At 50.0% G+C, this 412-nt stretch carries 1 protein-coding gene; it reads left to right on the top strand.

Annotation, left to right across the window (positions count from 1 at the left end; all coding sequences use genetic code 11):
- Positions 1-231: 231 nt before the first annotated feature.
- Positions 232-412, top strand: a 181-nt coding sequence (locus tag AAZR93_RS21620; protein WP_434721045.1) for a fimbrial protein, incomplete at its 3' end; no start/stop codon positions are given.

The raw sequence follows: 412 nt of genomic DNA, 5'->3' as shown, positions 1-412 counted from the left end.
AACTCTGGCTGATGGTAACCAAACGTTAAATTTTGCTGCGTTCATGCAAGGTGAAGCCGCGGGCACGCCGGTTGTTGAAGGGGCCTTCCAAGCCGTGACGGACTTTACATTAAGCTACAACTAAGCCAATGCGTCCTCTGGTGATTTAGGGGAATGAACAGGCATGTGAACTGGTTTTGCATGCCTTTTTCTTAACCCCGTGGCGATTAACGGCGGTATAAGGAGTGCGTTATGCTCAGCAAGATATTTTCCCTTTCAGTGTTTCCTTGCATTTTTTCCTGCCTGGTTGCGCCCTTTGCGGTTGCCGCAAACGACGCAGGTCACGGGCGAGTCAACATGCAAGGAGCCATTATCGATACAGCCTGCGCCATTGCGGTAGAAAGCCGTGATCAAGTCATTGATATGGACGTTA

It is taken from the genome of Providencia sp. Je.9.19 (genome assembly GCF_051129765.1).
GTDB lineage: Bacteria > Pseudomonadota > Gammaproteobacteria > Enterobacterales > Enterobacteriaceae > Providencia.
This window is presented reverse-complemented; position numbering and strand designations above follow the sequence as displayed.